The 22,829-nt window shown below is 73.9% G+C and carries 26 protein-coding genes; 11 read left to right on the top strand and 15 right to left on the bottom strand.

Features of this window, described 5'->3' with window-relative positions; genetic code table 11:
- Positions 1–28 precede the first annotated feature (28 nt).
- Entirely contained in the window at positions 29–784 is a 756-nt protein-coding gene (locus tag PH189_RS24595) for a TetR/AcrR family transcriptional regulator (protein ID WP_274191483.1), read from the bottom strand.
- Between the two features lie 112 nt (positions 785–896).
- On the opposite strand from PH189_RS24595, the gene PH189_RS24600 reads away from it, so the two are divergent.
- On the top strand, positions 897–1,349 hold the full coding sequence (locus PH189_RS24600; RefSeq protein ID WP_274191484.1) for a VOC family protein: 453 nt from the start codon (positions 897–899) through the stop codon (positions 1,347–1,349).
- 117 nt (positions 1,350–1,466) lie between these two features.
- Positions 1,467–2,429, top strand: a complete 963-nt coding sequence (locus tag PH189_RS24605) for a helix-turn-helix domain-containing protein (protein ID WP_274191485.1) — start codon at positions 1,467–1,469, stop codon at positions 2,427–2,429.
- On the opposite strand, the gene PH189_RS24610 is transcribed toward PH189_RS24605, so the two are convergent.
- Together PH189_RS24610 and PH189_RS24615 are read right to left on the bottom strand one after the other, a co-directional pair.
- Positions 2,377–3,105: a helix-turn-helix domain-containing protein gene (locus PH189_RS24610; protein WP_274191486.1), complete on the bottom strand. Its 729-nt coding sequence runs from the start codon at positions 3,103–3,105 to the stop codon at positions 2,377–2,379. The two genes, PH189_RS24605 and PH189_RS24610, sit on opposite strands and share 53 nt — an antisense overlap.
- 128 nt (positions 3,106–3,233) lie before the next feature.
- Positions 3,234–4,103 carry an alpha/beta hydrolase gene (locus tag PH189_RS24615; protein ID WP_274191487.1) on the bottom strand — a complete coding sequence of 290 codons (870 nt, stop codon included), beginning with the start codon at positions 4,101–4,103 and terminating at the stop codon, positions 3,234–3,236.
- 337 nt (positions 4,104–4,440) lie between these two features.
- On the opposite strand from PH189_RS24615, the gene PH189_RS24620 reads away from it, so the two are divergent.
- The 3 genes from PH189_RS24620 to PH189_RS24630 all read left to right on the top strand — a co-directional run bounded on the left by PH189_RS24620 (position 4,441) and on the right by PH189_RS24630 (position 7,792).
- Positions 4,441–4,761 (top strand): DUF222 domain-containing protein, encoded by a 321-nt coding sequence (locus PH189_RS24620; RefSeq protein ID WP_274191488.1) that lies wholly within the window; start codon positions 4,441–4,443, stop codon positions 4,759–4,761.
- A 295-nt stretch (positions 4,762–5,056) separates the two neighbouring features.
- A complete protein-coding gene (locus PH189_RS24625) occupies positions 5,057–6,043 on the top strand; it encodes an alpha/beta fold hydrolase (RefSeq protein ID WP_274191489.1) in 987 nt (328 codons plus the stop codon).
- Positions 6,044–6,124: 81 nt separating this feature from the next.
- Positions 6,125–7,792: an acyl-CoA dehydrogenase family protein gene (locus PH189_RS24630; protein WP_274191490.1), complete on the top strand. Its 1,668-nt coding sequence runs from the start codon at positions 6,125–6,127 to the stop codon at positions 7,790–7,792.
- On the opposite strand, the gene PH189_RS24635 is transcribed toward PH189_RS24630, so the two are convergent.
- Positions 7,749–8,633, bottom strand: a complete 885-nt coding sequence (locus PH189_RS24635; RefSeq protein ID WP_274191491.1) for an SMP-30/gluconolactonase/LRE family protein — start codon at positions 8,631–8,633, stop codon at positions 7,749–7,751. The two genes, PH189_RS24630 and PH189_RS24635, sit on opposite strands and share 44 nt — an antisense overlap.
- A gap of 116 nt (positions 8,634–8,749) precedes the next feature.
- Here PH189_RS24635 and PH189_RS24640 point away from each other — a divergent pair, with 116 nt between their 5' ends.
- Positions 8,750–9,586 carry a sulfite exporter TauE/SafE family protein gene (locus PH189_RS24640; RefSeq protein ID WP_274191492.1) on the top strand — a complete coding sequence of 279 codons (837 nt, stop codon included), beginning with the start codon at positions 8,750–8,752 and terminating at the stop codon, positions 9,584–9,586.
- Here the strand turns inward: PH189_RS24640 and PH189_RS24645 are convergent.
- Positions 9,567–9,959, bottom strand: a complete 393-nt coding sequence (locus tag PH189_RS24645; RefSeq protein WP_274191493.1) for a hypothetical protein — start codon at positions 9,957–9,959, stop codon at positions 9,567–9,569. The two genes, PH189_RS24640 and PH189_RS24645, sit on opposite strands and share 20 nt — an antisense overlap.
- A gap of 83 nt (positions 9,960–10,042) precedes the next feature.
- Here PH189_RS24645 and crcB point away from each other — a divergent pair, with 83 nt between their 5' ends.
- Both crcB and PH189_RS24655 read left to right on the top strand, forming a co-directional pair.
- Complete coding sequence (crcB, locus tag PH189_RS24650; protein ID WP_274191494.1) at positions 10,043–10,507, top strand: fluoride efflux transporter CrcB; 465 nt, start codon at positions 10,043–10,045, stop codon at positions 10,505–10,507.
- Positions 10,504–10,857 (top strand): fluoride efflux transporter FluC, encoded by a 354-nt coding sequence (locus tag PH189_RS24655; RefSeq protein WP_274191495.1) that lies wholly within the window; start codon positions 10,504–10,506, stop codon positions 10,855–10,857. The genes crcB and PH189_RS24655 overlap by 4 nt, the downstream gene beginning before the upstream one ends.
- A gap of 1 nt (position 10,858) precedes the next feature.
- On the opposite strand, the gene ureG is transcribed toward PH189_RS24655, so the two are convergent.
- Entirely contained in the window at positions 10,859–11,581 is a 723-nt protein-coding gene (gene ureG, locus PH189_RS24660; RefSeq protein WP_274191496.1) for an urease accessory protein UreG, read from the bottom strand.
- A gap of 148 nt (positions 11,582–11,729) precedes the next feature.
- Here ureG and PH189_RS24665 point away from each other — a divergent pair, with 148 nt between their 5' ends.
- On the top strand, positions 11,730–13,391 hold the full coding sequence (locus PH189_RS24665) for a purine-cytosine permease family protein (protein ID WP_274191497.1): 1,662 nt from the start codon (positions 11,730–11,732) through the stop codon (positions 13,389–13,391).
- Here the strand turns inward: PH189_RS24665 and PH189_RS24670 are convergent.
- From PH189_RS24670 to PH189_RS24690, 5 genes are all read right to left on the bottom strand, one after another.
- On the bottom strand, positions 13,388–14,134 hold the full coding sequence (locus PH189_RS24670) for an urease accessory protein UreD (RefSeq protein ID WP_274191498.1): 747 nt from the start codon (positions 14,132–14,134) through the stop codon (positions 13,388–13,390). The genes PH189_RS24665 and PH189_RS24670 overlap by 4 nt on opposite strands.
- The gene (locus PH189_RS24675) at positions 14,124–14,813 is read right to left on the bottom strand and encodes an urease accessory protein UreF (RefSeq protein ID WP_274191499.1); all 690 of its coding nucleotides are present in this window, start codon (positions 14,811–14,813) and stop codon (positions 14,124–14,126) included. The genes PH189_RS24670 and PH189_RS24675 overlap by 11 nt, the downstream gene beginning before the upstream one ends.
- Positions 14,814–14,826: 13 nt before the next feature.
- Positions 14,827–16,875 (bottom strand): urease subunit alpha, encoded by a 2,049-nt coding sequence (locus PH189_RS24680; RefSeq protein ID WP_274191500.1) that lies wholly within the window; start codon positions 16,873–16,875, stop codon positions 14,827–14,829.
- Positions 16,872–17,174: an urease subunit gamma gene (locus PH189_RS24685; RefSeq protein ID WP_274191501.1), complete on the bottom strand. Its 303-nt coding sequence runs from the start codon at positions 17,172–17,174 to the stop codon at positions 16,872–16,874. Before PH189_RS24685 ends, PH189_RS24680 begins: the two co-directional genes overlap by 4 nt.
- Positions 17,175–17,251: 77 nt before the next feature.
- Positions 17,252–17,842 (bottom strand): NADPH-dependent FMN reductase, encoded by a 591-nt coding sequence (locus PH189_RS24690; RefSeq protein WP_274191502.1) that lies wholly within the window; start codon positions 17,840–17,842, stop codon positions 17,252–17,254.
- 113 nt (positions 17,843–17,955) lie between these two features.
- Here PH189_RS24690 and PH189_RS24695 point away from each other — a divergent pair, with 113 nt between their 5' ends.
- Both PH189_RS24695 and PH189_RS24700 read left to right on the top strand, forming a co-directional pair.
- The gene (locus PH189_RS24695; protein WP_274191503.1) at positions 17,956–18,540 is read left to right on the top strand and encodes a TMEM165/GDT1 family protein; all 585 of its coding nucleotides are present in this window, start codon (positions 17,956–17,958) and stop codon (positions 18,538–18,540) included.
- A gap of 6 nt (positions 18,541–18,546) precedes the next feature.
- The gene (locus PH189_RS24700; protein WP_274191504.1) at positions 18,547–19,008 is read left to right on the top strand and encodes a hypothetical protein; all 462 of its coding nucleotides are present in this window, start codon (positions 18,547–18,549) and stop codon (positions 19,006–19,008) included.
- Between the two features lie 13 nt (positions 19,009–19,021).
- Here the strand turns inward: PH189_RS24700 and PH189_RS24705 are convergent, their stop codons facing one another.
- From PH189_RS24705 to PH189_RS24720, 4 genes are all read right to left on the bottom strand, one after another.
- Positions 19,022–19,402, bottom strand: a complete 381-nt coding sequence (locus PH189_RS24705; protein WP_274191505.1) for a putative quinol monooxygenase — start codon at positions 19,400–19,402, stop codon at positions 19,022–19,024.
- A 55-nt stretch (positions 19,403–19,457) separates the two neighbouring features.
- Entirely contained in the window at positions 19,458–19,850 is a 393-nt protein-coding gene (locus tag PH189_RS24710) for a hypothetical protein (protein ID WP_274191506.1), read from the bottom strand.
- Positions 19,847–20,800, bottom strand: a complete 954-nt coding sequence (locus PH189_RS24715; RefSeq protein ID WP_274191507.1) for a DMT family transporter — start codon at positions 20,798–20,800, stop codon at positions 19,847–19,849. The genes PH189_RS24710 and PH189_RS24715 overlap by 4 nt, the downstream gene beginning before the upstream one ends.
- A gap of 62 nt (positions 20,801–20,862) precedes the next feature.
- Positions 20,863–22,725: a serine/threonine-protein kinase gene (locus tag PH189_RS24720; protein ID WP_274191508.1), complete on the bottom strand. Its 1,863-nt coding sequence runs from the start codon at positions 22,723–22,725 to the stop codon at positions 20,863–20,865.
- Between the last annotated feature and the right edge of the window lie 104 nt (positions 22,726–22,829).

Below are 22,829 nucleotides of genomic sequence, written 5' to 3' on the forward strand. Positions count from 1 at the left end.
CCGTCCGCCGATGTCGCGGCGCTTGGGATCACACCCGGTCGGACACGCCCTCCCGCCGGGCCCGTTCGTAGGGCTCGGCCGTCGGCGCGGGCCGGTGCGACCAGCCCGAGTCCGACCAGCGCGTGACCCAGGGGCGGACCGCGATGGCCGGGAGGAGCCCGCGCCACGTCGTGGTCATGCGCTCCCAGGTGGTGGGGCCGTCGGGCTGGGCCTCGGCGAGGTAGTGGTGCCCGACGACGGTGCTCAGCAGCGTGGTGCTGACCGCCGCCGGGTCGGTGTCGGCGGTGAGCAGCCCGTCGGCGCGGGCTCGCGCGAGCAGGACCTCGCTCTCGGCCCGCCAGCCCTCGACCCACGTGTTCCGGTCGGCCTGCATGCCCGGGTCCTCCCGCATCACGCGCAGTCCACCCTGGACGACCGGGTCGTACATGAGGCGGCCGATCTGCGCGTCGTACACCACCAGCAGGGTCTGCAGGGGATCGAGGTGCCGTGCCGCGATGCGCTCGGCGATGTCCTCCCACGAGGCGTGGACCTCGCCCACGACCGCCCAGCCGAGGGCGCTCTTGGAACCGAAGTGGAAGAACAGCGCGCCCTTGGTGCGGCCGCAGTCCTCGACCACCTGGACGAGCGACGTCGCGTGGTAGCCCTGGCAGGCGAACCGGCGGGCGGCCGCCAGGATCAGCTCGTGGCGCGTCGCCCCCGCCCGGGCCTGGAGACCCGCCAGGGCGGCCCCGTCCGACCATCGGGGGACCGGGAGCGTGAACCAGGCAGGCTCGCCCGGCGTCATGCACGACCCGTGGTCGGAGCGCACCCGGCCTGCGTGGACTCCACGAGAGGATGCTGGCAGCTCCGCGCGGCTCCGCACCAGCCGTTGCGGCGGCCTGCTCGGGGGACGATCGGTGACGAAAGGGATGATCGACGTGCTTCTTCGCGGGGTGGACCACATCGCGTGCCTGACCCACGACCCGGCGCGGCTCGGGGAGTTCTACGCGGCGGTCTTCGACGCCGAGATCGGGCCGACCCGTGCGCACGGCCAGGACGGCGAGGAGACGATGACGGTGATGCGGATCGGGCCGCACACCGAGCTCAACGTCTTCACGGTGCCGAGCAGCGACGAGGCCGACCGGCAGACGCCGATGTGGCACCGCGGACGCCTGGACCACTTCGGGCTGCACGCCGCGTCCTACCCGGCGTTCGCGACGATCCGCGAGCGGCTGATGACCCGGGGTGCCTCGGACGGCACGGTCAACGACTTCGGCTCGGCGTTCAGCATGTTCTTCCGCGATCCGGACGGCCTCGAGGGCGAGGTGCTCGTGCCGAAGGCGGACGACGGGGCGCACCCCGTCGCCTGACCCGAGGTGACCGTCAGTGCTTCCAGGCAGGCCGAATCGTCCCTATGCTCACCTGTCGGTCGGAGTTCTCGGTGACGGGGTGTCACGAGGACGTGTGCCTCTCGGGAGGGAGCGGGCATGGCCCTCGTCCTGGAGTCCACCGCCCACCCACCACGCGACCGGGCCGAGCTGGTGCAGGAGGTGATCGCCCGCAGCGGTGTCCGCCGCCGGGTGGAGCCGAAGGCGCCGGCCGAGTCCGTCGACATCCGGGCCGAGGCGTGGCAGCTCGGCAGCACCGGGGTGCTGCGCACCGTGGGCACGGCGTTGACGCTGACCCGGACGGCGCGCGACGTGCGGCGGGACGCCCCGGAGCTCGTCGGGATCGCCCTCGCCCGCAGCGGGTGCACGTACTCGGCCCACGGCACCGACCAGCGGTTGGGCCGCGACGGCGTGGTGCTCGTCGACTTCACCAGCCCGTACGCGTTCTCCCACGCCGGGCCGCGCATGAGCACCATCGTCGCGCACATCTCCCACGCCGACCTCGGCCTGAGCGCCGACGTCGTCCGGGCCGCCGTGCCCCGGCTCGCCGGCAGCGAGCTGCTGCCCCTGGTGCGGGCGCACCTCGTGCACATGTCCGGCGCGATCGGCGAGCTCGGGGCGAGCCCCGTCGTCACCGCGGACCTGGGCGCGGCGACCGCCGACCTGACCCGGGCCCTGGTCGTCTCCGCGACCGGGCACCGGGAGCGGGAGGTCCTGGGGGAGACGCTGCGCGCGCGGGTGGTCGCCCACGTCCGGGCCCACCTGGGCGATCGCGACCTCACGCCGGGACGGATCGCGGCGGCGCACCACGTCTCGCTCCGCACGCTGTACAACGTCTGGGGCGACCAGGAGGAGACCCTCGCCGCCTGGATCCTGCGCGAGCGGCTGGAACGCGTGCGCCGGGAGCTGACGTTCCTGCCGTCCGACGTCACGATCTTCGCGGTCGCGCGCCGGTGGGGGTTCGTCGACGCCGGCCACTTCGGCCGGCGGTTCCGCAACGCCTACGGGCTCACGCCGTCGGAGTGGGTGCGCCGGTCCCGTCCCGCCACTGCCGGGGCGTGACGCCGAACGCCGCCCGGAAGCGCCGCGAGAAGAAGCTCGGGTTGTCGAAGCCCCAGGTGCGGGCCACGGTGGCGATCGAGTGGTGGCGACGGCCGGGGGCCGCGAGGTCGGTCCGGGCACCCTCGAGTCGTCGCTCGATGATCGATTGCTCGAGACCGACGCCGCGCTCCTCGAAGATCCTGTAGAGGGCGCGGACCGAGATGCCGTTCTCCGCGGCGATCTCCGCGGGACCGAGGTCGGGGTCGCGGAGGTGGGTGCGCACGTAGGCGTCGACCCGGTCCGCGGTCGACGCCGTCCTCGTCTCGTCGGGTCCCCGGGCCTGCCCGGCGGCGGAGAGGACGAGGGCGCGCACCAGCCGCACCGAGGCCCGGCCGAGGTCCGCGGCGACGGCGCTGCCGGCGGGCGTGCGCGCCTGGGCTTGCACGCGGACGACGTGGTCCCGGACGAGGGGGTACAGCGGGCTGGAGCGCAGCTCGCGCGCGGCCTCCCGGACGACGTCCAGGGGCAGGCCGAGCTCGTCGAGGTCGATGTGGACGGCGTCCGGGGCGCCGGTGGGCCGGCCGACGGCGGCGGGCGCGCACGGGTCGACGAGGACGAGGGCGCACGACTCCGGGTCGCCGGCGGGCAGGACCAGCGTGATCTCCGGGGTGTTCGCTATCCGCTCGGGAACGAGCACGGGTGCTCCCCGATGTCGTGGGTCGTCCCGTCCAGCGTCGGGGCACGGGACGACGGGGTCAACGACCACCACGACGTGCACACCGGCGGGCACGTCGCGTGGTCGTGGGGCGAGCGGGGCAGGCGGATTTAGACGGTCATCGGCGCGGCCGGAGCCGATGGCGCGGGCACGATCGCCGGCGGGGTCGTCGCGTGGCGCAGGGCCCAGGCCAGGGCGTAGTCGGCGATCTCCTCCCAGCCGGGCGCGGCGGGCAGGAGGTGGGGCTTGCTGCCGAACTCGACCACCTCGGTGATCGTCTTCTCACCCTTGTAGTGCGCGGCGTTCGACCACTGGATCTTCGGCGGCATGATGTTGTCCTCGCTGCCGGCGACGAACAGCAGCGGCGCCCGGTCCTCGTTGTGGTAGTTCACCCACGTCCCGCTGTGTCCCGGGGTCAGGTTGGCCAGCGCGCTCTCGAAGAGGATGCCGCCGGACACCGGCACGGCGTAGCGCTCGTAGAGCGCGCGGGCCTCGGCCTCGGGGAAGGTGTTGGTGAAGGCGTAGTTCCAGTGCTCGAAGTCGTAGCGGATCGCCCGGTGGCGGTTGGCCGGGTTCTTCAGCACCGGGAACGTGGCCCTGGCCTGCGTGAGCGGGATGATCGGCACGCCCTCGGTGGGCGCCGAGTTCAGTGCGACGCCGGCGGCGCCGAACCCGTGGTCGAGCAGGATCTGGGTGAACGCCCCGCCCGCCGAGTGCCCGATGATGATCGGCGGGTTCTCCAGCCCGCGCAGGACCGACTCGAGATGCTCGACGATCCCGGGGATCGTGAGCGCCTCGACCGGCGCGGGATCGGTGTTGAGGGATTCGACCTCGACCTCGAAGCCGGGGTAGGCCGGGGCGATCACCCGGTAGCCCTTGGCCTCGTAGTGGGCGATCCACTGCTCCCAGGAGCGCGGTGTCACCCAGAAGCCGTGGACGAGGACGATGGTGTCGGGGGCCGGGCGGGCGGCGTGCGTCATGACGAGGTCCCTTTCTCAGGCCGTCGTGAGGACGAGCAGGCCGTCCCAACCTGGCAGCGGGAGCCCGGGCGGAATGTCCTGTCCGCGCAGAGCAGTGGGCTGTGCGTGCACGGTCGCGGGGCGAGCGCGGATCGCCCGCTGCCGCCGCGGCCGGGTGTCCCGTCGGCAACGGAGTGGGGGCCGGCCAGTCGTGATCGATTTCGTTGTCGGGGGTCGGGGCTGGCGTTGCTGGTGTGAGCATCGATCTCGATCCGGGCCCCGGTGGTGTGGCCGGGTTGGAGGGTCTCGCGCCGGGGGCGGTGCTGGTCGAGGCGTTGGAGGGATCGATCCGAGGTGTGTGGAGGGTGCGGAGTCGGTCGTCTACCTGCAGGCGTGTGCGCGGGTGCGGAACCGGGCGGCGGCGCGGTTCCTGACTGCGGTGCACGAGGCCGGGCGGGCCGAGGACGGCACGACGACGCGGCGGGGGTCGGTGGACGAGTTCTCCGGTGACGAGGTGTCGACGGCGTTGGGGTGGTCGCTGTCGATGGCGGGGCGGTGTCTGGAGTTCGCCGACGATCTGCATCGCCGTCTGGTGGAGGTGCAGGCGGCGATGGCGTCGGGGGAGCTCGACGAGGAAGGCCCGGGTGTTCTCGGAGTGGACCCGTGGCCTGTCCGATGATCACGCCCGTCACGTGTGCCGGGTGTTGTTGCCGGAGGCGCCGGGGTTGCCGGTGGGGGCGTTGATCGCGCGGCTGCAGGAGGTGGCGGGGGCGCTGGATCCGCAGTGGGCGGCGCGGCGGGAGCGGGCGGCGGAGAAGCGGCTGCGGGTGGTGGCCCGTACCGACGCACCCGCCGCAGGCCGCCGAGACGCCAGACACCGCACACCGCCGCGGCCAGGCCCTCATCGACCCGCCCCCACCCTTCTGAGCTGGGGCCGCACGGCGCCGGCACCGGCGGGCGAGCACAGTGACGCCGTGCGCGGACGCCGTCGGGTGTGGACGTGGGCGCGGCGGGTCGGCCTGACCCTCCTGGTGCTCGTCGTGCTGGTGTTCGCCGTGTCGGGGGCCTATCTGGGCTGGGACCGCCTGAGCCCGGAGCAGCTCGACGTCGCGCCGCCGGGGTTCGACGTCGACGCCGCCGGGGTCCGCACGCACGTCGAGCACTGGCCCGCCGTGCGGCCGTCCGGCAAGGCGCCGCTGGTGCTGGTGCCGGGCTTCGCGGAGTCGACCTACGTCTGGTCGCGGGTCGCGCCGCTGCTCGCCGCCGACCGGGACGTCTACGCCTACGACGTGCGCGGCTACGGGTTCACCGACCGCGTGCCGCCCTACGACCTCGCGTCCGACACCGACCAGCTCGGCGGCCTCATCGCGGCGCTCGGGCTCGAGCGTCCGATCGTCGTCGGGCACTCCTCGGGCGTCGCGATCGCCCTGTCGCTGGCACTCCGTGCGCCGACGAGCATCACCGGCGTCGTCGCGGCCAACGGGGACGGCACCCCCTACTTCGGGACCGACCGCACGAGCTCGGGCGGCGGAGCACGCCGGGTGCTCGTCGACCCGATCGCGCCCGCGCTCGTCACCGCGGCGATGCGGCACCGTGCCCCGATCCGCTCGATCGTCGCCGCGCAGTGCGGGCCCGGGTGCCCGGTCGACGACGCCGCGATCGACCGGTGGCGCGCGCCGTTCCTGCTCCCGGGGGCCGTCGACGCGCTGACGAGCATCCTGCGGCAGCCGCTCATCGGCCTCACCGACGCGCAGGAGTCGACCGTCGCCGTCCCCACCGCGATCCTCTACGCCGGCGAGGACGGCAGCTTCACCCGCGAGCAGGCGCAGGCGACCGCCGCACGCCTGCGTACCTCCCTGATCGCGGAACTGCCCGGCGCCCGCCACCTGGCCCTGCTCGGCGAGCCGGACCGCTTCGCCACGGCGCTGATCCCGCTGCTGGACGGCCTCGACCGGCGCTGAGTCCGGGATGCGGCCCGGGTGGCAGGCCGAGTCGCAGGTCGGCGATTGACGAGGGTGGTGAACCGCGGTTCAGATGGCCGGGTGACCTCCGTCGACGAGACCCCGTTCTCCCGTCCGCGCCCGATCCCTGAGGACAACCTGGTCCCGGACCTGCACGGGGTCGACGCCTTCGCCGGCGATGCGATCGCGTCCGGGGTCGTCGAGCGGTACGCGCCGTGGGCCCGCGAGCGCGCCTCCGCCCTCGGGGCGCGCGTCTGGGACCCGGAGGTGCTCGAGACCGCGCGCAAGGCCCAGCGCCACTCCCCGGAGCTGCGCCCGCTGGACCGGCTGGGCCGCGAGGTCTTCGACGTCGACTTCCACCCGAGCTACCACGACCTGATGTCGCTGGCGTTCGGCTCCGGGGTGCACTCGCTGGCGTGGACCGCCGACGAGCCGGGCGCGCACACGGCGCGGGCGGTGCTGTCGTACCTCTGGAACCAGGTCGACGGCTCGACCGCCTGCCCGACGGGCATGGCCTATGCGTCGATCCCGATCCTGCGCAGCCGACCCGAGCTCGCGCCGTGGGCGGAGAAGGTGGTCGTCGAGGGCTACGACCCCGCGGACGTGCCGGTCACCGCGAAGTCGGCGGCCACCATCGGCTACTTCATGACCGAGAAGCACGGCGGCTCCGACCTGCGGGCCAACGTCACGGTCGCCCGCCCGGTCGGCCGGCGAGGGGCGGGGGAGACCTACCTGGTCAACGGGCACAAGTGGTTCGCCTCGGTCCCGATGGCCGACTGCTACCTCACCGTGGCGCAGACCGAGGGCGGGGTCTCCTGCCTGCTCGTCCCGCGGCGGCGCGCCGACGGGAGCCTCAACGGCATCAGGGTCAACCGACTCAAGGACAAGCTCGGCAACCGGGCCAACGCCTCCTCGGAGATCGAGTACCACGACGCCGAGGCGATCCTGGTCGGCGAGGAGGGCAAGGGCGTGCGGACGATCCTGTCCTCGGCCGAGTACACCCGCCTGGACTTCGCGATCGGCTCCGCGGGCCTGATGCGTGCGGCGCTGTCCCAGGCGCTGCACTACAACGACCACCGCACCGCCTTCGGGGCCCCGCTCTCGCAGCTGCCGATCCAGGCGCCGGTCCTCGCCGACCTGGCCCTGGAGTGGGCGGGGGCGGCGCACCTCGGGTTCCGGGTGGCGCGCGCCGTGGACCACCAGGACGACGTGTCCGAGCAGCTCGTGAGCCGCCTGCTCACGCCCGTGGCCAAGTTCTGGAACTGCCGGCGGGTCCCGGGGGTCACCGAGGAGGTCATCCAGTCCATCGGCGGCAACGCCTACATCGAGGAGCACCCGCTGCCGCGCTACTACCGCGAGGCGCCGCTGAACGCGATCTGGGAGGGCACCTCGAACATGATGGTCATGGACGTCGGGCGCGTCCTGGCCCGCGAGCCGAAGGCCCTCGAGCCGGTCCTCGACGACATCCGGCCCGCCGCGGCCGAGCACCCGCTGCTCGCCGGCGCCCTCGCCGACATCGAGGAGCTGGTGAACGAGCCCGAGGACACCACGCGCTACCTGGTCACCCGGCTCGCGCTCGCGGCGCAGGCTGCGCTGCTCGTCGAGCACGCGCCCACCGCCGTCGCCGACGCGTTCGTCACCTCGCGGCTCGGTACCGGCTGGGGCCCGGGCTACGGGACGCTGCGCGGCGTCGACTTCGAGGCGATCATCGATCACGCCCGCCTGGGCCGGTCGCCGGCACCTCGGTGACGAGGATGCGGGACGACCGCCGGGCCTGGACCTCGGCGAACCGGTCGATGCCCTCGAACTCGTTGCAGAGCAGGAACAGGTGTCGACCCTCCGGGCCGCCGAGGGCGCACGAGAAGCAGGGCAGCTCGGTGTCGATCCGGTGGGTGATCTCCCCGCCGTCGAGCACGCGGACGCAGGCCCCGCCGGGCGCGCCCGGCTGTTGCGAGTGGGCGAAGGTGTCGGCGGTCTGGGCCCAGATCGCCCCGTCGGCGTCGACAGCGATGCCGTCGGGACCGAGGCCGTCGGCCCACACGCGCCGGCCGGCGAGGCTGCCGTCCGCGCCGATGTCGAACGCCGACAGGCGGCCCGCGAACGACTCGGACACCACGAGCGTGGCACCGTCCGGGGTCACGATCATGCCGTTGGGGAACTGGATGTCCTCGGCGACCCGGCGGGACGACCCGTCCGGCGCGACGAGGTCGATCCAGCCGGGCTCCGGAGCCGCGCCACCGACGAAGTCGAAGTCGGCGCCGTTGACGTAGACGTGGCCGCGCGGGTCGACGACGACCTCGTTGGCGCCGTGGTCGCGCAGCGTCGTCGCCGGACCGCCGGGCTCGCGCAGGGTGACCGACCCGCCCGTGGTGACCAGGCGGCCGTCGGGCAGCCAGTCGATCGACCAGCCCATGGAGGCCGGGCCGGGCGCCATCACGTCGGCGCGACCGTCGAGGTCGACGGCCACGACCTCGCCGACGCCCCAGTGCGCGAACCAGAGCCGTCCGTCGTGCCAGCGGGCGGACTCCACCATCGCCAGGCCGGTGAGCAGGGTGCGGGCGGGCGGGAGGTACTCGATGTCGATGCTCATGCCTCCCCACGGACGGACCCCGGCGGGATCGACAGGCCGAACGGTACCGATCCACAGGACAGCTCCGACAGCGGCGTGAGGTGGCCCGGGCGACCGCCATCGACGACAGTGGCGCCGTGCGGACGGGGCGGGACGAGCCGGCCGAGGGCGGCTCCCGCGGCGGGATCGCGGCCATCGGGGTGGTCGGCGGGGTCGTCGGTGGCCTGATCGGCGGCGGCGGCGGGGTGCTGTTCGTCGCGGGGCTCGACCGCTTCACGGCGATGTCCCGGGCCCGCGTGCACGGCACGTCGACGATCGCGAACATCGGCATCTGCGTGGCCGGCTCCGCCGCCTACGCGCTCGGCGGCGGCGCGGTCGACCTGCGCGTCGGCACAGGGATGCTGGTCGGCGGCACCCTCGGTGGCCTGATCGGGCCCCGCCTGCTGGCCCGCGCGTCGGACCGGCTGCTGCGGGTCCTGCTGATCGTGATCCTGGTGCTGACGGCCGCCAAGTTCTCGGTCGATGCGCTCGGGCTGCCGCTGCTGACCCACGCCCTCGTGCCGTCCGGGCTGCTCGCCGACCTGTGGTTCGTGGTCCCGGCGACCCTCGTCGTCGGGATCGTGATCGGCGCCTGGTCGGGGGCGATGGGCCTCGGCGGCGGGCTGCTCGCCGTCCCGGCGATGGTCCTGCTGTTCGGCGTCGAGCTGCACGTCGCCGCCGGGACCTCGTTGCTGATGTTCATCCCCAACTCGATCGTCGGGTCCTGGGTGCACATCCGTCAGGGCACGGCGTCCGCCCGCTGGGGATGGCTGCTGGGGCTGACGTCGGCGCCCGGGGTCGTCGCCGGGGCCCTGCTCGGCCTGGCGCTGGACACGGTGGTGCTCGGCCTGGTCTTCGCGACGTTCGCGCTGCTCATGGCGGTGCGCGAGACCCTGGCTCTCCTGCGCCGCCCGGCTACCGCTCGTGCCAGGTGATCGCGAGGGCCACGGCGAGCACGAGCAGCACGCCGACCCCTGCCACCGAGTGGAGCCCGAAGCGTGACGCCTCCTCGCGGAACCTCGCCTCGGTGAGGAGCAGCACGAGGACGAGGGTCATCACCCCCGCGGAGCCCGCGAGCACCGCGACCAGGGTCGTCGCCGCCCTGCGGGCGCTGTTCAGCCCGATCCGCAGCAGCGCCACCGAGTAGAAGACCGCGGCGGACGACAGCGCGCCGGTGCCGACGAACCCGACGGCGTTCAGCGCCACCAGCGGGCTCGCCGTCGCGGCACCGGCCAGGGTGGCCAGGACGGCGGCCGATCCGAGGACGGCGACCGTCCCGTGCACCAGGATCGCCATGTTGGGCGGCACCGGTCGAAACTAGACACCGTCCGGTGGGCCGCCCCACGACGGGGGAGCCTCCCGGAGTCGACGAGTCGCACCGAGGAGATGAGTTGTCCGACGACGACGACGTGATCGCCGGGCGGCCACCGGGCTTGCCGGTGCTGCGCGGCCAGGCGGCGAGCACCGGCGCGGTCGCGCTCGGCGGCGCGCTCGGTGCCCTGGCCCGGTGGGCCCTGCTGGCCGTGTGGCCCGCCCCGCCCGGCGGCTTCCCGGTGTCGACGTTCGCGGTCAACGTGTCGGGGTGCCTGCTCATGGGCGTCCTGGTCGTGCTGGTGACCGAGGCGCGCGAGGCCCACCCGATCCTGCGGCCGTTCTTCGGCGCCGGCGTGCTCGGCGGGTTCACCACGTTCTCCAGCTACGCCGTCGAGGCCCAGCAGCTCGTCGGGGGCACGCACCTGGCCGTGGCCGCCCTCTACCTCGTCCTGACCGTGGTCGGCGCCGTGGTGGCGGTCGTGATCGGGCTGGCGATCACCCGGCGTGCCGTCGGCCTGCGACGCCCGGTGGCCCGCTCATGACCGTCACCGCGGGCCTGCTGGTCGTGCTCGGCGCCGCCGTCGGTGCCCCGGCCCGCTACCTCACCGACCGCTGGCTGCAGTCCACCCACGGCACCGGCTTCCCGTGGGGGACGTTCACGGTCAACATCGTCGCGTCGTTCGTCCTCGGGCTGGTCCTCGGCCTCGGCGCCTCGCCCGCGGTGACGGCGCTGGTCGGCACCGGATTCTGTGGTGCGCTGAGCACGTGGTCGACCCTCGGCTACGAGACCGTCCGCCTCGCCGAGCAGGGCGCCTGGAGCTCGGCGGTGTTCAACGTGGTCGCCTCGGTGCTGGCCGGGCTCGGCGCCGCTGGGCTCGGTCTCGCCCTGTGATCTACGCGCGGCGCCCGACCAGGGCGTGCCGGGCCACCTCGTCACGGACCCAGCCCGCGATCCCCGTGACGGCCGGGGCGGTGCGCACCGACGTCAGGATCGTCGGCCGACCCTCGCGCACCCGAGCGGCGTCCGCAGCCATCTGGTCGACGTCCGCGCCGACCAGCGGCGCGAGGTCGGTCTTGTTGACCACCAGCAGGTCGGCGCCCGCCACCCCCGGGCCGCCCTTGCGGGGCACGTCGTCGCCGCCCGCGGTGTCGAGCACGAAGATCTGGCGGTCCACCAGGCCGTAGCTGAAGGTCGCCGTGAGGTTGTCGCCGCCGGACTCCACGAGCACGAGCTCGGGGTCGTGGCGCTCGACCAGGTCCTCGACGGCGTCGAGGTTCGCGGTGATGTCGTCGCGGATGGCGGTGTGCGGGCAGCAACCGGTGCGGACCGCGACGATCCGCTCGTCGGCGAGCACCGCCTGCCGGCGCAGGAAGTCGGCGTCCTCGGTGGTGTAGATGTCGTTGGTGACCACCGCGAGCGAGAGCTCGTGGCCCAGCGCGCGGCACAACGCCGCCACGAGCGCGGTCTTGCCGCACCCGACCGGTCCCCCGATGCCCACCCGGAGGGCGCGACCGGGTCGCGGCGGGAGGTGGTGGTGCGGGTGCTGGTCGTGCGGGTCCTGGTCGTGCGGGTCTGGGGCGCCGCCGCCCGGGTCCGCCACGTCGAGTCTGTGCACCGCTGCATCATCGGCCGACCGGGCGGCGCTGTGTCCGCCGGAAACACGAGTGTCGTGCGGCTGTTTCCGCGTGAACACACACGCTCTTCACGCTCTGATCCGAGCCGCCCCCGAGGGGGACACCGACCACGGTTCGAGGACGGTCACAGTGACGCAGGACGCGACACGCCAGGACGCACCCAGCTCGCCGCCGCGACCCGCCGCGTCCCAGGCCGGTGCGGCGCGGGAGACGCTCGAGGACTACACGGTGCGCTTCGCCCCGCGCAGCTACCGCAAGTGGTCGACGGGCGTCGTGGCCGCCTCGGCCCTCGGCGGGATCGCGTATCTCGCGGACTTCGCCATCGGCGCCAACATCGGGATCTCCTACGGCACGGTGAACGCCCTCTGGGGCATCGCGGTGTTCGCCGTCGTGATCTTCCTGTCCGGTTTCCCGCTCGCCTACTACGCGGCGCGCTACAACCTGGACCTCGACCTGATCACCCGGGGCAGCGGCTTCGGCTACTACGGGTCGGTCGTCACGAACATCATCTTCGCGACGTTCACCTTCATCTTCTTCGCCCTCGAGGGCTCGATCATGGCCCAGGGCCTCGAGCTCGGGCTGGGCATGCCGCTCTGGCTCGGCTACGCCGTGTCGACGATCATCATCTTCCCGCTCGTCGTGTACGGCATGAGCCTGCTCTCGAAGCTGCAGCTCTGGACCACGCCGCTGTGGCTGGTCCTCATGGTGCTGCCGTTCGTCCACCTGCTCATCAGCCATCCGGACTCGGTGCAGGCGTTCTTCGCATACCAGGGCGAGGAGGGCCAGGGGACGCCGAGCCTCGGGTCGGTGATGCTGGCCGCGGGGGTCTGCCTCTCGCTCATCGCCCAGATCGCCGAGCAGATCGACTACCTGCGGTTCATGCCGCCGAAGACGCCGGAGAACTCGCGGCGCTGGTGGGCCGCGACGGTCCTCGCCGGGCCGGGCTGGGTGATCTTCGGGGCGGCGAAGCAGGTCGTCGGGCTCTTCCTGGCGGTGTACCTGCTGGCCACCGTGGCCGGCGCCTCGTCGTTCGCGAACGAGCCGGTGCGCCAGTTCCTCGAGATCTACACCAACATCATGCCGGCATGGCTCGCGCTCACGCTCGCGGTGATCCTCGTCGTGATCAGCCAGATCAAGATCAACGTCACCAACGCCTACTCGGGCTCGCTGGCGTGGACGAACTCCTACACGCGGGTGACGAAGCACTACCCCGGCCGGCTGGTCTTCCTCGGGGTGAACCTCCTCATCGCGCTCGTGCTGATGGAGGCGAACATGTTCGACTTCCTCAACACGATCCTCGGGTTCTACGCGAACTGCGGCATGGCGTGGGTCGTCGTCGTCGCCTCCGACATCGCGATCAACAAGTACCTGCTCGGCATCTCGCCCAAGGTCCCGGAGTTCCGGCGCGGCATGCTCTACGCGGTGAACCCGGTGGGCTTCGGCTCGATGCTCATCGCCGCCGGCGTCTCGATCCTCGCCTTCTTCGGCGCGCTGGGGGAGACGCTCGCGTCGTACTCGCCGCTGGTGGCGATCGGGCTCGCCTTCGTGCTGCCGCCGATCATCGCGCTCGCGACGAAGGGCCGGTACTACCTGCGCCGCACCGACGACGGCATCGACGCCCCGATGTTCGACGAGCACGGCAACCCGTCGGGGGAGACGCTGCACTGCCAGGGCTGCGGGCAGGACCTCGAGCGCCCCGACATGGCGGCGTCGGGCACCGGGACCGGGCACGTCTGCTCGCTGTGCCTGTCCACCGACCGCGAGGGGCGGCACGTGCTGCCCGCGCGTTAGCCCCCGGCCAGGAGCGCACGCTGGGCCTCGACGGTCCGGGCGACGTCCGTGGTCGGGCCCAGGGCCGTGACCAGCGCGCCCGGGCCGTCGAGGACGGTCCGGGCCCAGCGCAGGGCGCCGTTCTCGCCCCCGTCGTCGCCGATGCCGTTCAGCCCGTCGCCGCACACCAGCAGCGTGCCGAGCGAGCGGGCCGCGCCGCTCCCGCCCGGCCCGGCGAGCACCGCGTCGGCGCCGTCGAGGCGGGTCGCCGTCGCGAGCAGGGAACGGCCGTCGACGGTGGCGGTGAGGTCGCTGCGGCAGCGCCCGCCGCGCTGGTCGGCGCGCCCCATCACGACCTGCTCGGTGACGGTCGCGGTCGCCCCCGCGGCGAGCCGCAGGTCCAGGCTCGACCACCAGTCTGCGCCGTCGGTGACGACGGTCGGTCCGGGGCGCCAGTCCAGCGACGCGCCCGGCCCGAGGCGGGCGGTCACGGCGAAGCGGGCCTTGCCGCCGTGGCGCCCGGGCTGCACGACGGTCGCGGCGGCGGTGCGGAGCTCGAGGCGCTCGCCGGACCCGAGATCGACGTCGAGCCGGAGACGGTCGCCGCCCAGCGGTCCGCCACCCACCTGCACCAGGTGCACCCGCCCCGGCCCCGTGCGGCGCAGGACGAGGGGAGGGCTCGACGCCCAGGTCAGGCGCCCGCCGGAGCGGGACACACGGGCCGTGGCGTCGACGTCGGGGCCTGCGGGGGCCTCAGGAGGCAAAGAGTGCTCCGTCCCCCCGGGCGTGCAGGACCGCCAGCACCTCGGGCAGCGGGGTACTCGCGGCGGGGAGCAGCGCGGGGTCGTGCGCGCCGGCGGCGGCGCTCCCGGCGGCCGCCGCCTCGGCGACGGTCGCCGCGCCGTCGGCCAGCGCCCGGGCGTGCACCGCGGACAGGGCGAGCGGGTCCATCCCCAGCAGTCGGACCGCCGCCGAGACGACCTGCCCGGCGAGGTGGTGGACGGCGAGGGCGGCGGCGTCGTGCGGGGTCCCCCCGGCCGCGGCGACGACCACACCGAGCGCGAGCGCCTGGTGCGGACGGCGCCCGAGGGCGTCGTAGCCCAGCGACGGCCAGGCCGCGCGCGCGGTGCGCAGCAGCGCACGCCCCTGGGCCCGCGAGACCTCCCGCAGGGCCGCGACCGGGGTGCGCGCCGAGACGGCCGCGTCCCAGGGATCCCAGCCGACCGGAGCGTGGGCGGGGCGATCCCCGAGCGCGCACGCCGCCGCGGAGGCCGCCGCCGTGAGCAGGCCCGCCGTCGGCACCCGGGCGGCGAGGAAGCCCGCGACGTCCTCCGGGGTGCGGACGAGCCCCCGGGTCGCGGCGGCCTCGAGGCCCGCCGAGTGGGCGTGGCCGCCTGTCGGCAGGCGCGAGTCGGCGAGCAGCCACAGCTGCGGCGCCACCATCAGGACGGGCCCATCAGAACAGGAAGTAGCGCTGGGCCATCGGCAGCTCGCGGACGGGGTCGGGGTCGACGACCGACCCGTCGATGCGCACCGTGAACGTCTCCGGGTCGACGGCGATGTCCGGCGTGGTCGCGTTCTCGGGCATGTCGGCCTTGCTCACCCCGCGCGTCGACCGGATCGTCGCGAACCGCCGTCGCACGTCCACCTGCTCGGGCAGGCGCGCGGCCAGCGCCTTCTCCGTCACGAAGTACAGCGAGGTGGCCGCGGCCGCGGCGGGGGCGGCGCCGAACATCGGGCGCGAGAGCTCGGGTTGCGGTGTGGGGATGGAGGCGTTGGCGTCCCCCATCCGGCCCCAGGCGATCATGCCGCCCTTGAGGACGACGTGCGGCCGCACGCCGAAGAACGCCGGGTCCCACAGCACGAGGTCGGCGAGCTTGCCGACCTCCACCGACCCGACCTCCGCGTCGAGCCCGTGCGCGATCGCCGGGCAGATCGTGTACTTCGCGATGTAGCGCCGGGCCCGGTCGTTGTCGTCAGCGGTGGTGCCGCCGGTGCCGAGCATGCGGCGACGGGCGGCGTGGGCGGTCTGCCAGGTGCGCAGGACGACCTCGCCGACCCGGCCCATCGCCTGCGAGTCCGAGCCGATCATCGAGATCGCCCCGAGGTCGTGCAGGAGGTCCTCCGCGGCGATCGTCGACGCCCGGATGCGCGACTCGGCGAACGCCAGGTCCTCCGGGATCGAGGGCGAGAGATGGTGGCAGACCATGAGCATGTCGAGGTGCTCGTCGACGGTGTTGACCGTGTGCGGGCGCGTCGGGTTGGTCGACGACGGCAGGACGTGCGGCTGTCCGGCGACGGTGATGATGTCCGGCGCGTGCCCGCCGCCGGCCCCCTCGGTGTGGTACGCGTGGATGCTCCGCCCCGCGATCGCGGCGAGCGTGGAGTCGACGTAGCCGGCCTCGTTGAGGGTGTCGGTGTGCAGCGCCACCTGCGCCCCGGTCTCGTCGGCCACCCGGAGGGCGGCGTCGATGGCGGCCGGGGTCGCGCCCCAGTCCTCGTGCACCTTGAAGCCGCTCGCGCCGGCGCGGACCTGCTCGTGCATCGCGTCGGTGCCCACGGTGTTGCCCTTGCCCAGCAGCGCGACGTTCATCGGGACGCCGTCGAGGGCCTCGAACATCCGCGCGAGGTACCAGGCCCCCGGGGTCACCGTCGTCGCCTTCGTGCCCTCGGCAGGCCCGGTGCCGCCGCCGATCATCGTGGTCACGCCGGAGCCGAGGGCCTCGGGGAGCTGCTGCGGGCTGATGAAGTGCACGTGGCAGTCGACGCCGCCCGCGGTGAGGATCTTGCCGTTCCCGGCGAGGACCTCGGTGCCCGGCCCGATCACCAGCTCGGGGGTGATCCCGTCCATCGTGTCGGGGTTGCCGGCCTTCCCCATCCCGACGATGCGGCCGTCGCGGACGCCGATGTCGGCCTTGACCACGCCCCAGTGGTCGAGCACCAGTGCACCGGTGATCACCAGGTCGGGAGCGCCCTCGGCGCGGGTCGCCCGCGCCTGCCCCATCGACTCGCGGATGACCTTCCCGCCGCCGAACACCGCCTCGTCACCGCCGCGCGGCCCGCGACAGCGGTCCTCCTCGACGCGCAGACGCAGGTCGGTGTCGGCGAGGCGCACGAGGTCGCCCTCGGTCGGGCCGAACAGCTCGGCGTAGGCCTCGCGGGTCACCGTCCAGCCCGAGGCCGGGGTCCCGCGGTGGGCGCCGGCCGGGTCGGCGACGTCGAGGCGCAGGCCCGGGACGACCCCGGCCCCGCCGAGCGCGACCAGCGTGACGTCCTGCTCGACCCCCGGCTCGAATCGCACGCTCGTGCCCGCGCTGATCCCGAGGCGCATGCCCACCGCGGCGTCCCGGTCGAACTCCAGCGCGGGGTTGGTGGCCGCGAAGTGCACGTGCGACCCGACCTGGATCGGGCGGTCGCCGGTGTTGAGGACGGGCACCGTGGTGCTGTCGGCGCCCTCGCCCGCGCGGACCTCCCCGTCGCCGGGCTCGACCCGTCCCGGGATCACGTGATCGGGTCGTGCACGGAGACGAGCTTGGTCCCGTCCGGGAACGTCGCCTCGACCGCGACCGTCGGGATCAGCTCCGGCACGCCGTCCATGACGTCGTCCCGGGTGAGCACGTGCTGCCCGTCGGCCATGAGCTCGGCGACCGACCGCCCGTCGCGGGCGCCCTCGAGGATCCAGGACGTCAGCAGGGCCGTGGCCTCGGGATGGTTCAGGCGCAGGCCGCGTGCGCGGCGCTCGCGGGCGAGGTTCGCCGCGACGTGCACCAGCAACCTCTCCTGCTCGTGCGGTGTCAGCAGCACGTCGCTCTCCTCGGACGTCGCGTGGGCGTCACGAGCCACGCTGCCCGAGTGGTCGCCATCGTATCGGCGAGTGCGGGTCAGTGCGTGCCGCGCAGCCCCAGGGTCTCGATCCACCCGGCGAGGCCGTCGAGGGCCGCCTTGGCGCCGGCCTCGGTCTCCTCGGGCGGGGTGAAGGTTCGCGCGTCGCCCTCGCCGGAGACGAACTTGGCGGCGAACGGGATCGGCACGGTGGCCGCGACCGGCACCATGCGCAGGGCGACCAGCACCGGCCAGAGAGCCTCGGTGGCGCGGGCACCCGCGGCCACTCCGCCGTAGCCGAGCAGCGCGACCGGCTTGCCCGCCCACTCCTGGTTGAGGTGGTCGAGCGCGTTCTTCAGCGCGGCGTTGTAGCTGTGGTTGTACTCGGGATGGACGATCGCGAAGGCGTCCGCGCGGGCGATCGTGGCGCTGAAGGCCTTCGTCGAGTCGAGCGTGTAGCGCGCGAACCGCGGGTGCTCCGGCTCGGCGAACATCGGCAGGTCGACGTCGGCGAGATCGACGATCTCGACGTCGAAACCCTCGTACTGCCGCGCGTACGACGCGAACCACTGCGCGATCGGTTCACCGACCCGCCCGGGGCGGGTGCTCGCGACGATGATCTGCAGCAGGGGGCGGCCGGCGTCGGTCATCGGGCTCCTTCGTGTGGCGTCGTGCGAGAGGTGGTTGTCGCTACAACCATTCTGCGCCCTGCGCGACGAACGCGGCGGTTGTGGTGGGGCGTGCGTGACTGGATGATCCCTCCGTGTCAGTGGCAGCCATCACCTTCGGGCTCGTGTTCCTGGCGGAGGTCGCGGACACCAGCGGACTGGTGACGCTCGTGCTCGCCAGCCGCCTCCCGGCGCGGTGGGTGCTGGTCGGCGTCTGCGCCGGGATGCTCGTGCACGTCGGGGTCGCGATCGCGGCCGGCAGCCTCCTGGCGCTGCTGCCCGAACGGCCCCTCGAGGCCGTCCTGGCCCTGATCTTCCTCGTCGGGGCGTTCCTGATCTGGCGGGAGGGCGAGGAGGACGACGATGACGACGACGAGGTCTCGTTGAAGGAGACGCCGCGCACCGCCTGGAGCGTGGTCGCGACCGCGTTCGGGATCACCGTGCTCTCGGAGTTCGCCGACCCGTCGCAGATCGTCGCCGCCTCGCTGGTCGCGCGGTACGGCGACCCGGTCGCCGTCGGCATCGGCGCCCTGCTCGGGCTCTGGGTCGTCTCCGCGCTCGCGGTCTGGGGCGGCGACCGCGTCCGTCGGTACATCCCGGTGAAGTGGGTGACCCGGGTGGCGGCCACGATCATGGTGGGTCTCGCGGTGTGGACCGCGGTCGACGCGATCCGTGGGTGACGTGACGTGCTCACCTGGTTGAGGAGCTGGAAGGGCGGTCTCGTCGTCGCCGCCGCGTGCCTGGTGGCGGGGCTGGTCCGGGTGGTCGCCGCCCCGCTCGACCTGCTGACCGTGGGGCTCTTCCCGCTGGCCGTCGCCTACGGGGTCGCCGCCGAGGTCGAGCGTCGGATGAGCAACGCCCGCCGGGCCGCGACCCGAGCTGACGGGGCGGACCCCATGCCCTGGTCCACGCAGCCGTCCCGCCTCGCCGCCTGGCTCCGTGCGGAGCGGGGGTACGCCCGGGAGGGGGCCGTCGTCGTCCCGCCGGCGACCTCCACGAAGGACCGGGTCGGGGCGGTCCTCGCGATCGCGGCGGGCGTCCTCGGCCTGGTCCTGGTGTTCCAGGGCCACGACGGACGTGAGGGGCACACCCCCGCGGCCCCGATCGGCCACGCGAGCCCGGCGTCCGGGCCGGTCGACGACGGTTAGGTCGGCCTGCTCGTCACCGGGGCTGGATCTCGCCCATCGGGCCGAAGCCGGCGTGGGGCGTGTCGATGTAGAGGATCTGCGGCTGTGCCGACACGAGGTCGGGCGCGGCGTCGAAGAAGTGCTTCACGTAGGGCTGCTGGACGTGGGTCGCTCCGGCGTCGGCGTCCCGGAAGCCCTCGATGCAGACGTACTCGTTCTCGTCGGTGAGGCTGCGGGAGAACTTGAAGAACAGGCAGCCCTCCTCGGAGTTGACGTCCTTGGCGTAGGAGTCGGCGAGGGCCAGCCACTCGTCCGTCTTCTCGGGACGGATCGGCATGACGATGTTGATCACGATCACGGCGGGCTCCTTCGAGTCGTCGGCGAGGTCCCCGGCCAGGTCATCGCCTCCGGCCATCGTCGTGAGGTGGCGCGAGGACCGTCAACATCGGCTCAGGATGTGCACGCCCCGCTCAGCCGGGCACCAGCGCGATCTTCCCGGTGACGGCCCGCCGGGCGAAGCGGGCGACCAGGTGCGCGCCGCCCCCGGTGAGCCGGCGGATGTCGTCAGGTGCGAGGCGTAGGCGCCGAAGCCCATGACCAGCGCGGCGACGCGGTCGCCGACGGCTGGGCTCCCGACCTCCGCCCCCATCGCCGTCCCGCGCCCGCACAGGGAAGGTACCGGGGGTGAAGGGCAGCTCCGGCCGCAGCTGGTAGCCGGCCCGGACGATCAGGGCGTCGACGAAGCCGACCCCGGCGGCCTCGACCTCGACGAGCACCTCGCCCGGCCCCGGCACGGGATCGGGCCCGTCGACGATCTCGACGTCCTCGACGGGCCCGAAGGCGCGACAGACCACTCGCCTCATGACGGGGATCCTGCCCGGCGCCGCCGGCCGAGGAGCCCGAGGCCGACGTACATGCCGACGAGGGCCACGGCGAGGCCGATGACGGCGTTCACGGTGAGAGGCTCGCCGACGATCGGCACGGCGGCGAGCGCGACCGTCGCCGGTACGAGGTTGAGCAGGGCGCTCACGTGCACCGTCGAGCGCCACTGCAGCAGCAGGAACATCAGCGCGAACGCTCCGGCCGAGTTCACGACGCCGAGCCAGAGCGACACCCACCACCCGGCCGCGTCGGTGGGCAGCCAGCCGACGCCGAGGAAGGGCATCGCGGCCACGGTCACCACCAGCGACGCCGCCATCTGGACCGCGACGCTCGTGGCGACGGGCGTGTCGTCGTTGAACCGCTTCTGGTAGAGCGTGCCGGCGGCCATCGAGAGCATCCCGAGCACCGGGAGCACGACGGCCGAGCCGAGCGACCCGCCGAGCTGGTCGGACAGGACGATGTAGACCCCGCAGGCCCCGATCAGCAGGCCGACGGCGGGCGCCGCGCCCAGCCGCGTGGCCAGCACCAGCGGCGTCAGCAGCCCGACCAGCAGGGGCGCCATCCCGAGGATGAGGCTGGAGACGCCGGCCGGGACGCCCTCCGCCAGGCCGGTGTAGACGAAGCTGAACTGGCCGACCTGCAGCAGCAGGGCGGTGACCACGAGGTGCACCCAGGCCCGGCCGCGGGGCATCGCCGGCCGCATCACGACGACGGCGACGAGCACCACGGACAGCGCGATGAGGAACCGCCACAGCAGCACCGTCGGCACCGCCATGTGCGCGGTGGCGATCTTCCCGGCGATGAACCCGGACGCGTAGATCGGCACGAACAGCGTGCTGAGCAGGGGGACGAGCCAGCGGCGGGGAGGACGCTCCGTCGAGTCCTCGACCGGCGGCGCCGTCAGCGGGCCGCCGCGGCTGTCACGGAGCATGACCGCCAGTCCATAGCACCGCTAACGACAACGCAAACGGTTGTGCGTCACCCCCTCCGCGTTCACGGACGCCGCGAGACGTCGTCGATGGTCAGCGTCCCCAGGTCGGTGTTGACGATGTAGACCTCCCTGCGGTCGGGGGAGGCGGCGAGCGCGACCCGGCCGGTGAACTCCTCCATGAACCAGCCGACCTGGGGCCGGAGGTCGTCGGTGTCGACGGCCGCGAGCACCGGCCGATCGGCGGTGGCCAGGGCGAGGAACGCCCGGCTGCCGTCGCGGGAGACGGTCAGCGCCGAGACGGGACCGGGCAGCGCCACGGAGTCGACGACGGCTCCCGCGACGGGGTCGACGACGGTCAGGGCGTGCCGGGGGTCCGTGCTGCCGAGGTAGACCGCGGTGCCGTCGGGCGACGCGACCGCGCTGCGCGCCGGCGCCTCGAGGGGGATCGACGTCACCGTCGAGCGGGTGGCGACGTCGACGACCTCGGCGGTCGAGCGGCGGTCGTCCACGGTGAGCAGGCGGGTGCCGTCCGCGCTCGGCGCGAGCCCGGTGGCCGTGCGGTTGAGGGTGCCCACGACGCCGCGTCCCCGCAGGTCGACGACGTCGATGCCCCGGGGCGTCGGGACGAAGGCCGTGGTCCGGCGGGCGTTCACCACCGGCACGGCGACCGGGGCACGGGGGAGGGCGACGCCGGCGACGACGGCGGAGGTGCGCATGTCGATCACGGACAGGGCGTGCCGGTCGCGGCGGCTGGTGGTGACGAACAGCTGCTCGCCCGCGGGGTCGGCGACGGCGCCCACGGTCTCGCCGTCGAGGAGGACCTCGCCGACCCGGACGCGCCGGCCGGTGTCGTACACCGAGACGAACCGGTCACCCGCGTTGGCGATGAAGGCGTCCCCGCCGTCGGCCGAGAAGGCCACCGCGACCGGGCTGTACCCGACGGAGATCCCGTCGCCCACGTAGCGGCGCACCGCGACGATCCCCACGACGAGGAGCAGGACCGCGAGCGCGCCGCCGAGGATCCGCCGCGCCCCCCGGCCGGGGAGGGGCGGCGTCCATCGACGCCAGCCGCGGACGAGCCGGTCCGACCGGGCGGATGGGACGAGTCGGGTGAGCCGCGCAGTCGCTCGCGCGTGCAGGGCCGCCTTCGCCTCCCCGGCGAACACCCCGGCGCCCGCCGGCCGGTCCCCGGGCTCCTTCGCCATGCCGCGGGCGATGACGCGTCGCAGCGCCGGCGGGATCGCGTCGTCGGTCAGGGCGGGCGGGGGCAGGCGCAGGTGGGCGTCGACGAGCGCGGGCGGGTCGTCGGCGACGAAGGGCGGCGAGCCGGTGAGGCACTCGTGCAGCAGGCAGGCGAGGGAGTACACGTCGGAGCGCGCGTCGGCGGGCTCGGCCCGCAGCCGCTCCGGGGCCATGTAGGCCATGGTCCCGATCACCGAGCCCTCGGCGGTCTCCGATCCCGTGGAGCGGGCGATGCCGAAGTCGGCCAGGTGGGCGAAGTCGCCCGGCCCCACCAGCACGTTCGACGGCTTGACGTCGCGGTGGACCAGACCCGCGGCGTGGGCGGCGTCGAGCGCGGCGGCGACCTGCGTGATCAGGTCGACCGCGCGCTCGGGAGCGAGCGGCCCCTCGCCCAGGACGGTGCCGAGGTCGGTGCCGTCGATGAGGCGCATGTCGAGGAACAGCTGGCCGTCGATCTCCCCGAAGTCGTGCACCGGCACCACGTGCGGCTCGCGCAGGTCCGCCGCGGCCTCCGCCTCGCGCCGGAACCGGCGCCGGTAGGCCGGGTCGGCGCCGAACCGGGGGTGGAGCAGCTTGAGCGCGACCCAGCGCCCGCGGCGCGTGTCCCACGCCCGGTACACCTCGCCCATGCCGCCCCTGCCCAGCACCGGGCCCAGGCGATAGGGACCCAGCTCCGTGCCCACGTCCCCAGCGTCCACCAGCGCGCGGGCCCGGACCAGCCGCCGGGGCGGGGATCAGGTGCGGAGACCGCGCCGTCGGGGCATGGTCACGGGGCACGGCGACGGGA

Source organism: Actinomycetospora chibensis (assembly GCF_028737215.1).
Classification (GTDB): Bacteria; Actinomycetota; Actinomycetes; order Mycobacteriales; family Pseudonocardiaceae; genus Actinomycetospora; species Actinomycetospora chibensis.

What these genes read in the sequence shown, in the direction of transcription:
- PH189_RS24635 (WP_274191491.1), bottom strand. Translation starts at nt 8,633, where the DNA reads ATGAGCATCGACATCGAGTACCTCCCGCCCGCCCGCACCCTGCTCACC.
- PH189_RS24710 (WP_274191506.1), bottom strand. Translation starts at nt 19,850, where the DNA reads ATGAGGCGAGTGGTCTGTCGCGCCTTCGGGCCCGTCGAGGACGTCGAG.
- PH189_RS24595 (WP_274191483.1), bottom strand. Translation starts at nt 784, where the DNA reads ATGACGCCGGGCGAGCCTGCCTGGTTCACGCTCCCGGTCCCCCGATGG.
- PH189_RS24605 (WP_274191485.1), top strand. Translation starts at nt 1,467, where the DNA reads ATGGCCCTCGTCCTGGAGTCCACCGCCCACCCACCACGCGACCGGGCC.
- PH189_RS24705 (WP_274191505.1), bottom strand. Translation starts at nt 19,402, where the DNA reads ATGGCCGGAGGCGATGACCTGGCCGGGGACCTCGCCGACGACTCGAAG.
- PH189_RS24675 (WP_274191499.1), bottom strand. Translation starts at nt 14,813, where the DNA reads ATGGTGGCGCCGCAGCTGTGGCTGCTCGCCGACTCGCGCCTGCCGACA.
- PH189_RS24690 (WP_274191502.1), bottom strand. Translation starts at nt 17,842, where the DNA reads ATGACCGACGCCGGCCGCCCCCTGCTGCAGATCATCGTCGCGAGCACC.
- PH189_RS24655 (WP_274191495.1), top strand. Translation starts at nt 10,504, where the DNA reads ATGACCGTCACCGCGGGCCTGCTGGTCGTGCTCGGCGCCGCCGTCGGT.
- PH189_RS24715 (WP_274191507.1), bottom strand. Translation starts at nt 20,800, where the DNA reads ATGCTCCGTGACAGCCGCGGCGGCCCGCTGACGGCGCCGCCGGTCGAG.
- PH189_RS24615 (WP_274191487.1), bottom strand. Translation starts at nt 4,103, where the DNA reads ATGACGCACGCCGCCCGCCCGGCCCCCGACACCATCGTCCTCGTCCAC.